The sequence below is a fragment of the Gammaproteobacteria bacterium genome (assembly GCA_028817255.1).
GTDB lineage: Bacteria > Pseudomonadota > Gammaproteobacteria > Porifericomitales > Porifericomitaceae > Porifericomes > Porifericomes azotivorans.
Genome location: JAPPQA010000050.1, coordinates 1 through 10300 on the forward strand (window position 1 = coordinate 1; position 10300 = coordinate 10300).

Annotated in this window: 5 protein-coding genes; 2 read left to right on the top strand and 3 right to left on the bottom strand. The window is 68.9% G+C overall.

The window, feature by feature from the left end; translation table 11 throughout:
• Together OXU43_02575 and ribB are read left to right on the top strand one after the other, a co-directional pair.
• Window positions 1-2827 (top strand): hypothetical protein (locus tag OXU43_02575; protein MDD9824044.1); only part of this gene is annotated, 2827 nt, incomplete at its 5' end.
• A gap of 161 nt (window positions 2828-2988) precedes the next feature.
• Window positions 2989-4194 (top strand): 3,4-dihydroxy-2-butanone-4-phosphate synthase, encoded by a 1206-nt coding sequence (gene ribB, locus OXU43_02580; protein ID MDD9824045.1) that lies wholly within the window; start codon window positions 2989-2991, stop codon window positions 4192-4194.
• A gap of 113 nt (window positions 4195-4307) precedes the next feature.
• On the opposite strand, the gene OXU43_02585 is transcribed toward ribB, so the two are convergent.
• From OXU43_02585 to mnmA, 3 genes are all read right to left on the bottom strand, one after another.
• A complete protein-coding gene (locus OXU43_02585; GenBank protein ID MDD9824046.1) occupies window positions 4308-5891 on the bottom strand; it encodes a transglutaminase-like domain-containing protein in 1584 nt (527 codons plus the stop codon).
• The gene (acnA, locus tag OXU43_02590) at window positions 5828-8503 is read right to left on the bottom strand and encodes an aconitate hydratase AcnA (protein MDD9824047.1); all 2676 of its coding nucleotides are present in this window, start codon (window positions 8501-8503) and stop codon (window positions 5828-5830) included. Before acnA ends, OXU43_02585 begins: the two co-directional genes overlap by 64 nt.
• A 262-nt stretch (window positions 8504-8765) precedes the next feature.
• Window positions 8766-10109 (bottom strand): tRNA 2-thiouridine(34) synthase MnmA, encoded by a 1344-nt coding sequence (mnmA, locus tag OXU43_02595; protein ID MDD9824048.1) that lies wholly within the window; start codon window positions 10107-10109, stop codon window positions 8766-8768.
• Window positions 10110-10300: the final 191 nt, after the last annotated feature.

Below are 10300 nucleotides of genomic sequence, written 5' to 3' on the forward strand. Positions count from 1 at the left end.
GGATGCGGTGACGGTGACGCTGAGCGGCGCGCCGACTGCGGCCGGCTTCGGCGGTGCGGTGAGCGGCGGCGTGACGGTGGGCTTCGCCGGTGTGGACGCCCTGACGGGGAGCGAAGTGATGAACCCCCCCCTGGACCGGCTGGCGGGCCTGGATGCGGTCGCGACCTGGACGCTGCGCGCGGCGGGCAACCGCTACCAGAGCGCCGATGGCGACGGCACGATGCGGGAGCTGAGTTTTCGCGGCTTCGAGCACCTGGATGGCGGCTCGGTGGCGGACGCCTTTATGGGCGATAACGCTCATGCGGGCAGCATTTCGGGCGGCGCCGGCGCCGACGTCTTCGCCCTGGACATATTGGGGAGCGCGACCATGCTGGACGGCGGCATGGGCCGCGATGCCTTGCAGGGGCAGGATGCGGTCGCCACTTGGACGCTGACCGGCACAAGCTTCAGTTACACGGTGATGGGCGGCGCTGCGGTGACGCCGCCGGCCTTTACCTCCATCGAGGCCCTGCAAGGGGGTTCCATGGCGGATACCTTCGCGGTGACCGGCGCCTACGCGGGCGATCTGATGGGCGGCGACGGCGACGATGTGTTCCAGATCGGTACGGGCGCGGCGCTGACGGGGAGCCTCCTGGGCGAGGGCGGCGCCGACACCTTCGATTTCGGCGGCGGCAGCGTGTCGGGCGCGGCGGTCGGCGGGGCGGATGCGGACGTACTGGACTTTGCGGACTTGACGCCCGCGGTAACGGTCACTCTGAGCGGGACGCCGGGCACGGCCGGTTTCGACGGCGCAGCGGCGGGCGGCGTGACGCTGAGCTCGTTTACCGGCATTCGGACGCTGGTGGGAGGCATGGGTGCGGACAGCCTGTCGGGTCTGGCATCCGCCGCGACCTGGACGCTGGCTGCGTCGCACAGTTACGCGAGCGGCGGCGAGACGCTGGGCTTTCGCGGCATAGAGAACCTGCAAGGCGGCACGGGGGTGGACCGCTTCGTGGTTGACGCGGCGTACACGGGCGATCTGATGGGCGGCGGCGGCGCGGACATGTTCACGTTGAATGCCGGCGGCAGCGTGACGGGCACGGTGGCCGGCGGGGCGGATGCGGACGTGCTGGACTTTGCGACGTTGACGACGGCGGTGTCGGTGGCGCTGGACGGGACGCCGGGCGCGGACGGTTTCGGCGGCGGCGTGTCCGGCGGCGCCGTGGTCAGCGCCTTTACCGGCATTCGCGAGCTGCGCGGCGGCGCCGCGACGACGGATGGCCTGGCGGGGCTGGACGCGGCAGCGACCTGGACGCTGGGGGCCGCGAACCGCTACCAGAGCGGGGGGCAGGCGCTGGATTTTGCCGCCATTGAGACCCTGAGCGGCGGCACGGGAGTGGACGCCTTCACGCTCAGCGAGGCGCACCCGGGCAGCCTGTCGGGCGGCGGCGGCACGGCCGAGGATGTGCTGGAATTGGCCCCCGCCTCCGGGTGGGCGGCCTTGTTGCTGACCCCGACGGCGCAACGGCTCTATTCCGGCGACGACACGATGTTGAGTGCCGACTTATTCGTCCAGAGCCTCGACGGTTTCGAGGCGTTTGCCGCCGGGGCGGACGCCAGCGCCTACGCGGCGGCACTGCCGGATACGCTGGGGGCGAACCTGGCGATTAACACGCCGATAGGCATGGTGCCTGTTGCCGGCGAGGAACGCCTGACGCTGCCCGTCCTGCGCGATTTTCTGGGGCCGGTACTGCTGGGGGGCATTCCCCGGGTCGTTTCGTCGGGCGGCGCTGTCACCCGGTTGCCGCTGCCGGTGAGCGACTCCGGCAGGGTGTTGCCGGCGCTCCCGGCACCCGTGCCCCCGGCAGCCGCGTTCGTAGATGACCGGGGCGTCGGCACCGGCCTCCTGACCATTGCCGGGCCGGTGGCGGTCCCCGGGAGCTTGTTCCTGTTGGGGCGGGATGTCGCGCTGGCCGCCGATATCGCGGCGGGGGCGGTCTCTCCCGGCGATAGCGATGCCCAGGTCGCCGGCTCCGGCCAGGAGGTCGTGATCGTGGCGGCCGGTACGCAGGGCGTTACGACAAGCGGCGATATAGAGGTGTTGCTGGACGGCGATTTGGTTCGCAATGTTCGCGGCAGCGGCGCCCTGGTCGTCGCGGGCGGGGCCGTCGAGCAGGCCGCGAGCCTGAGGTTCTATCTGGGCGTTATGGGTCCGTTGCGCTTTGCGCAGGGCGGGGGCCAGGGCGCTCCCACGATCAACCCGGGCAGTGTGTTCCAGGGCGTGTCCTTGTCGGTGCTGGAGAATACTTACATCCAGGCCCTGAACCTGAACGTGGTGGAGCAGGTGCTCAGCGCCATCAATCCGGCGAGCGACCTGCTGAACCTGATTTCCCTGTTTATCATAGATCCGTCCTTGTTCGAGACGGAGCTGGAGTTGTTCAGCCTGATCGGCACGGGCATCTCCATGTATCTCTCCCAGTGCGAGGAGCTGGAAGGCTGCGCGCCGCCGCTGGAGTTGAGTGACCTGGATGCGTTGATCGCGGAGGTGCAGGAGGCCCTGGCCGGGTTGCGCGAGGAGCTCCGGCGGGCGCGGGAGGAAGAGGCGGATGCCTCCGAATCCCGGGGGCTGGACAAGCGCTTGCTCGGCTACGAAAAGGTGCTGCAGGACTACCTCAAGTTGCGCGAGGAGTTTATCGAGTACTTTGGCGGCGGGGAGGAAGAACTGGACGAGGACGGGTTGGAAGAAGAAGACTTCGACCCTGGCGATGAAGCCCCGCTGCCGGAGGCCGGGCGGGGGGCGCCGCTCCAGGCGCTGCTGGTCCCGGCCCGCGGTCCTCTGGCCCGCTGAAAGACTCGCTGAACAGGCCCGCTGAACAGGGGGCCGCCGCTTCCTCCCTGGGGTAGTTGCAGCGCCTTTCTCCCTTTCTCCCTTTTTGCCCGCCGCCTTCGTTATAATTCCAGGTCCGGACGAACGCGCCCTCCGGCGGCGCGTCCTGCCCCGGTAGCGTCATGAACGATACGAAGGAACTCATTGCCGAACTCCGCGAGGGGCGGATGGTGGTCCTCATGGACGACCAGGACCGCGAGAACGAGGGCGACCTGGTGATGGCGGCCTCGCTGGCGCGGGCGGAGCATGTGAACTTCATGGCGCAGCACGGGCGCGGCCTGATCTGCCTTACCTTGACCCGCGCCGATTGCGAGCGCCTGCACCTGCCGCTGATGTCCGAGCGGGGCTTTGCCCACCACGGCACGAACTTCACGGTATCCATAGATGCCGCGCGGGGGATCGCCACGGGCATCTCTGCCGCCGACCGCGCCCGCACCATTCGCGCGGCGGCGGACCCGGCCAGCCGCCCCGGCGATCTGGTGCGCCCGGGCCATGTGTTTCCCTTGATGGCGCACCCCGGCGGGGTGCGGGTGCGGGCCGGGCATACCGAGGCTGGCTGCGACCTGACCCGCCTGGCGGATTTGCCTCCCGCGGCGGTGATCGTCGAGATCCTGGGCGCGGACGGCAGCATGGCCCGGCGCCCGGAACTGGAGGCCTTCGCCCGCCGCCACGGTCTGAAAATCGGGACGATTGCGGACCTGATCCGCTTTCGGCTGCAACACGAGAAGACGGTCCGGCGCATCGTGGAGACGCCTCTGGCCACACGTTTCGGAGAGTGCCGCCTGGCGCTTTACGAAGACGATGTGCGCCAGGACGTGCACCTGGCCCTGGTCTTCGGCGAGATCCGGGAAGAGCGTCCCACGCTGGTGCGCGTGCATTTGCAACACCCCGTTCACGACTTGGCGGCACAGGCGGGCGGGGCGCCGGGCGGCTCGCTGTCCGCCGCCACCCTGGAGTATCTTGCCCGCGAGGGCGGGGTCGCGGTGCTGCTGTGCAACCAGATCGGCAGGAGCGAATTGCTGGCTCAGGTGGAGCGGTTGCGAGACTCCGGGGGCGGGCGCCCCGGCGCCTGGCACCTTCCCGGACAGCGCGACCTGCGCACCATCGGTCTGGGGGCGCAGATCATCTACGACTTGGGGGTGCGCAAGATGCGCGTGCTGAGCGCCCCCAAGCGCCTGCATGCCCTGGCCGGATTCGGCTTGGAGGTGGTGGAGTACGTGGAGGGACCGCAGGAGCCGGCGGCGGGCTGGACAGTGATCGAAGGCCGTTCCGGCGGGCGCTTGCAGGGCGAAAAGCCGCCGAAAACGCCGAAAAAACGCTCTTTATAAGAGCGCTTTTTACGGAGCGCAGTCCTTCGTGAGAGGGACTGCGCGCGCCGTGACGATGCCCTTCGGGACGCGCCCGGCCGGTTTCTTTTCTCCGCTGCCGGCGGGGGACGGCGCTACGGCGCGCCTACCTCCAGTACGCGCGCCTGTATCCGTCCGATGAGTTGCAGCAGCGGCGTGAGGTCGGAAATTTCCGCGCCGTCAATCAGGCGGATATGGGTAACGTCCACGGGGAATTGCCCCAGCGTGGGATCGATGCTCTGCCAGGCGTTGCCGTCCCAACTCTCTGCCCAGGTGTGGTAGAGGAAGCCGTTTCGCCGCTTGGAATAGACCAGGCCGTTGACTACCCGGGTGGGGATGCCCAGCGTGCGTGCCAGGGAGGTGTAGAGAAAACTCTGCCCCTGGCACTCGGCGTTGCGCTGTTTCAGCACGTCCAGGGCGGTGAATACGTCCACTGCGTCGTCGCCGATGTTGTCCCGGATCCAGGAGAACACGGCGCGCATCCGCTCGCCCGGGTCTTCCAGCCCGCCGGCGATATCCGTCGCCAGCAGCTCCAGGGTGGGATGGCCAGTGGGGAGGATCGGCGTGTGCTCCAGATATTTTTGCAGTTGATGTTCGTCCGGCGGCGCCGGCTCGCGGTGCGCAACCGTTGCCAGGACGCGGCAGATTACATCGCCGTTGTCGGCCGGGGCGCACTGCTGGCGCGAGTTCGGGACCGGCAGCAGGAACTCTCCCATGCCGCTCAACGCCAACGTCAGCGCGCTGGCCTTGCGGGGGTCGGCGATCCTCCGGTCGGCAGGCACCAGGCTGTAGTTAATCAGGGTTTCTTCCCTGTTCAGGGCCGCCTGGACCAGGTAGTTCCGCGCCTGCGCTTCCCTTTGCAGGAGGGCGGTCATGACGCCGTCCAGGCTGCTCTCCAGTAGCGGCTGGCCCTTGGCGCCAATCCAGGCGGTCGCTTCCTGGGCGCGGATCGAGGTCTGTAACCGGTAGGCGCCGCCGGCGAATAGATTGCTGCGTTCGTAACCGGTCACGTACTGCCGCACCTCGCTCAGTTGCCGGTCTTCCGCATCGTAAACCCAGTAGCGGTAATTTACGCCGGGCCTTATGCCCTGGACCAGGGGGTAGAGCAGCAGGGCGCTGCGCGGATATACCGGCTCCTGCCCCAGGTCCAGGGCCTGTTCGTGCACGCCGGCTGCATTGACGATCTGGAGCTGCAGCCGTTCGCCCTCTACCCGGCCGCGCAGCTCAAGGTTGCTGCCGTCCAGGGAATAGCGGTATTCGAATTCCCGCAGTTGCAGATCGGGGGCGATCCGATCCAGGGCAAACATGCGGAACCCCTTGTTGCGGTCGAGCAACCGCATCTGCAGCGCCGTCTCGGATTCGATGACGTGGCCTTCGCCCTCGCGGCGCACCGCGACGCGGTTAAACCCGATCTTCTTGCCGTTGAAGCTGAGCCCTGTCCAGTATTCCTGGTAGGGGAGCGTCTCCAGGGAATAGCGCAACACGCCGGAGGGCGGTTCCTCCGGAGAGAAATAATAGCGTCCCTGGCAGCCGCCCAGCAGCAGGGCGCAGGCCAGCAGCGCCGTGCCGCACCGGCGGCGGGAAGGAGGCGCCGCGCGGCCCGGCGGGGCGCCGCCTAGCTGACCGCGAGGCGGCGCAATACGTAGGGCAGGATGCCGTCGTTGCGGTAGTAATCCCATTCTTTCGGGGTATCAATTCGTACCGTCGCGGGGAAGCGCTGCTCCCGTTCGCCGTTGCGCATGACCACCGTGACCCGGGATGCGCCGGGTGTCAGTCCCTCGAGGTCGAATTCCTCCGTGCCGGCGATCCCCAGAGACTCCGCGTCGCTGCCATCGGCAAAGACCAGGGGCAGGACGCCCATGCCTACCAGGTTGGCCCGGTGGATGCGCTCGAAACTGCCCGCCAGCACGGCGCGCACGCCGAGCAGGCGGGTGCCCTTGGCCGCCCAGTCCCGCGAGGAACCGGTGCCGTATCGCTGGCCGGCGATCACCAGCAACGGCGTCTCTTCCTCTCGGTAGCGCATGGCGGCTTCGTAGATGTGCATCTCCCGGCCCGAGGGCGCATGGGTGGTCCATCCGCCTTCCCGGCCCGGCGCCAGCCGGTTGCGCAGGCGGATGTTGGCGAATGTGCCGCGCATCATGACCTCGTGATTGCCGCGCCGGGCGCCGTAGGAATTGAAGTCCCGCCGCTCCACCCCCTGCTCCAGCAGGTAGCGCCCCGCAGGGTCGTCCGGACGGATGGCCCCTGCCGGGGAGATGTGGTCGGTGGTGATGCCGTCGCCAAGCAGGGCCAGCAACCGCGCCCCGCGGATTGCTCCCGGCGCCGCGGGCGGTTGCGCCGACAGCTTCTCGAAAAAGGGCGGACGGCGCACGTAGGTGGAGTCTTCGCGCCAGCGGTAACGGTTGTCCTTGGCGGCTTCCAGGGTCGCCCAGCGTTGGTCGCCCGCGTACAGGTCGCGGTAGCCTTCCCGGAAGGCGGCCGGGTCCACGGTGGCCGCGATGGTGTCCCGGACCTCCGCCTGGCTGGGCCAGATGTCGCGCAGATAGACCGGGCGCCCGTCTTTGCCGCCGCCCAGGGGGTCGTTTTGCAGGTCTATGTCCATGGTGCCGGCCAGGGCGTAGGCGACGACCAGGGGCGGCGAGGCCAGAAAATTCATGCGCACCTGGGGATGTATGCGGCCCTCGAAGTTGCGGTTGCCGGACAGCACGGCGGCTACCGCCAAGTCGCCCTCGGCGATCGCCTGGCTGACGGGCTCGGGCAGGGGGCCGGAGTTGCCGATGCAGGTGGTGCAGCCGAAGCCGACGATGTGGAAGCCCAGCGCCTCCAGGTGCGGGATCAGCTCCGCCCGCTCAAGGTAATTGCGTACCACCATGGAGCCCGGCGCCAGGCTGGTTTTTACCCAGGGCGGGGTCTTCAGGCCGCGTTCGCGCGCCTTGCGGGCCAGTAGCCCGGCGCCGATCATTACCGACGGGTTGGAGGTATTCGTGCAGGAGGTGATGGCGGCGATGGCCACGGCGCCGTCCCGTAGCGCGCCGTTGCGCCCCGCTTGCGCCGCCGCTTTGCCGTTGCCGCCGCCGCCATTGCCGCCGCCTTGGCGCAGGGCGCGCACGGTTTCCCGGCAGGTTTCCCGGACGCGGTGTAGCGGGATGCGGTCTTGCGGTTGGCGCGGTCCGGCCAGGCAAGGCTCCACCGTTTCCATGTCCAGCCGCAAGGTCTCCAGATAGCGGGGCGCGGCGTCTCCGGGCTGGTGCCACAGGCCCTGCTCGCGGGCGTATGCTTCGATCAGCGCCAGCCGTTCCGGGGTGCGTCCGGACAGCCGCAGGTAGTCCAGGGTCTCCCGGTCAATCGGGAACAGGCCGCAGGTGGCCCCGTATTCCGGGGCCATGTTGGCGATGGTGGCGCGGTCTGCCAGCGGCAGGCGCTCCAGTCCCTCGCCGTAGAACTCGACGAATTTGCCCACCACCCCGTGCTGGCGCAGCATCTGGGTAATGGTGAGCACCAGGTCGGTGGCGGTGGCCCCTTCCGCCAGTCTGCCGCTTAGCTCGAAGCCCACCACCTGTGGGATCAGCATGCTCAGCGGCTGGCCCAGCATGGCCGCCTCGGCCTCGATGCCGCCGACGCCCCAGCCCAGCACGCCCAGCCCGTTGATCATGGTGGTGTGCGAGTCGGTGCCGACCAGCGTATCCGGGTAGGCTTGCACGACGCCGTTGCGCGGGTTCTCGAACACGACGCGGGCCAGGTACTCCAGGTTGATCTGGTGCACGATCCCGGTGTTTGGCGGGACCACCTGCAGGTTGTCGAATGCCTGCTGTCCCCAGCGCAGGAAGCCGTACCGTTCCCGGTTGCGCTCGAATTCAATAGCGGTATTGCGTTCCAGTGCGTCGGGGCGGTTGTGGATGTCCACCTGCACGGAGTGATCGATCACGAGCTCCACTGGCGCCAGCGGATTGATCCGGTCCGGGTCCCCGCCCAGGCCGGCCATGGCGTCGCGCATGGCGGCCAGGTCAACGATGGCCGGGACGCCGGTGAAGTCCTGCATCAGCACCCGTGCCGGGTTGAAGGCGATCTCCCGTTGCGGCGGGGCCGTCGGTTGCCATCCGGCCAGCGCCTCGATGTCCTCCGCGCGGACGCTTGCCCCGTCTTCGCGGCGCAGCAGGTTCTCCAGCAGGATCTTCAGAGAATAGGGCAGGCCGGCGATTTCGTAGCGGGCGGCCAGCGCCTGCAGGCGGTAGATCTCGTATTTCCGGTCCCCGACGGCCAGGGAGGAACGGGCATCGAAACTGTTCGGCATGGTATCTCCTTGCGTTTTTCCGGCCTAGCGTTTTCCTGGTTCGGTGCGGTAGCCCCGGTACGGCATGGGCATATTATATGCGATCATTCGCCCGTTCTCGCGGCAGCGTTGAGGGTCCGGCGCATATGGCGCTCGGGAATGGCGTCGGAAGAGGCATGGCCGGGGGCAGGCTTGCGCGCGCAAGCGGGGCGCCTCGCTTCCCCCTCGGGCGCGTAACGGCCGGGCAACCGCCGCCGCCGCAGTCCCGCGGCGCCGCGTTCCGCTAGTCCGAATCCTCGATGATCCCGCCCCCCAGGCAGATCTCGTCCCGGTAAAAGACGACGGACTGGCCGGGCGCCGCTGCCCATTGCGGCGCCTCGAAGACCACCTCGCAGGCATCCCGCGCGCCGCCCGCGGTTGCCGCGATGCGGCAGTCCTGCGCCCGTTGCCGGTAGCGCAACTGCGCCTGGCAGTCGCAGGGCAGGGGCGGGGCCGCCCCTGCGATCCAATGCACCCTGCCGGCGCGGAGGCGGCGGCTGTAGAGCAGGGGGTGTTCCCGCCCCTGCGCCACATAAACGATATTGCGCCCGGTATCTCTGGCGACCACGTACCAAGGCGTTCCCTTGCCGCCGGCGCGCCCCCCGATTCCCAGCCCCCGCCGCTGGCCCGCGGTATAGAACCAGACCCCGTCGTGGCGGCCCAGGACATGGCCCTCCAGGCTGCGTATTTCGCCGGGGCGGTGGGGCAGGTAGCGCCCCAGGAAGGCGCGGAAGTCGCGGGCGCCTACAAAGCAAATGCCGGTGCTGTCTTTCTTGTCGCAGGTGACCAGCCCGGCCTCCGCGGCCAGCCGGCGCACCTGCGGCTTGCGCCAGTCGCCCAGGGGGAACAGCAGGCGCGCCAGCTCTTCCTGCCCCAGCCGGTGCAGGAAGTAGCTCTGGTCCTTGGCGCGGTCCCGCGCCCGCAGCAGCAGGTACTCGTTGCCGTGGCGCCGGATGCGCGCGTAATGGCCGGTGGCCAGCCGCTCGGCGCCCATCTGCTCCAGGGCGTATTGCAGCAGGCGTCGGAACTTGATCTCTTCGTTGCACAGTACGTCGGGATTGGGGGTGCGGCCGTTTCGGTATTCCTCCAGGAACGGGTGCAATACGCATTCCCGGTAGGCGTCGGAGAAGTCCGCGGTGCGGATAGGCAATTCCAGGCTGGCGCAGACGCTGTAGGCATCCTGGGCGTCCAGGTCCGCGTCGCCGCAACCGCGTCCCTGGCCGTCCCGCCAGTTGCGCATGAACACGCATTCGACCCGGAACCCGGCCCGGCGCAGCAGGCAGGCGGTGGCCGAGGAGTCCACCCCTCCAGACAGCGCCGCCGCTACCCGCGTCGCGCGCCCCGGCGCCGGCGCGGCCACCTTGGGAGACGGTGCGAAGGGGACGACGGCCATGTTCAGGAAGCCTTGCCCCAGGGAGCCGTTCCCCGGAGAGCCGCCCCCATGAGGGCACCGCGCCGCGCCGGCGCCCGCCCGCATCCTGGGCCGCCGCGGCGGCGAGACCTCGTTGCCGGGGTCATTGCGAATCCCGTCGCGAAATTTCCGCTCATGGCGCGCATTGTATGCCCGCCGCCGCACCGCGCCCAGCACCGCCCGTGCCGCCTGTGCATATGCGGCGCATCCCGCGCGCCGCCGGGCCGTTACGCAATCGAGGGGAAACGATTCCCACCCCGCCATGGAGGGTAGATTCCTGCCCCCGTTAATGCAGTAAAGACAAGCCAGGGGCAAGCCTGCGTCTCATTTTTCCCATCACTCCCCCCTGGAGCCGGCTGCCGCCCCAC

Excerpts from the sequence above, each read along its gene's own strand:
- ribB (MDD9824045.1), top strand. The coding sequence starts at position 2,989 with ATGAACGATACGAAGGAACTCATTGCCGAACTCCGCGAGGGGCGGATG.
- OXU43_02585 (MDD9824046.1), bottom strand. The coding sequence starts at position 5,891 with ATGGGATTACTACCGCAACGACGGCATCCTGCCCTACGTATTGCGCCG.
- acnA (MDD9824047.1), bottom strand. The coding sequence starts at position 8,503 with ATGCCGAACAGTTTCGATGCCCGTTCCTCCCTGGCCGTCGGGGACCGG.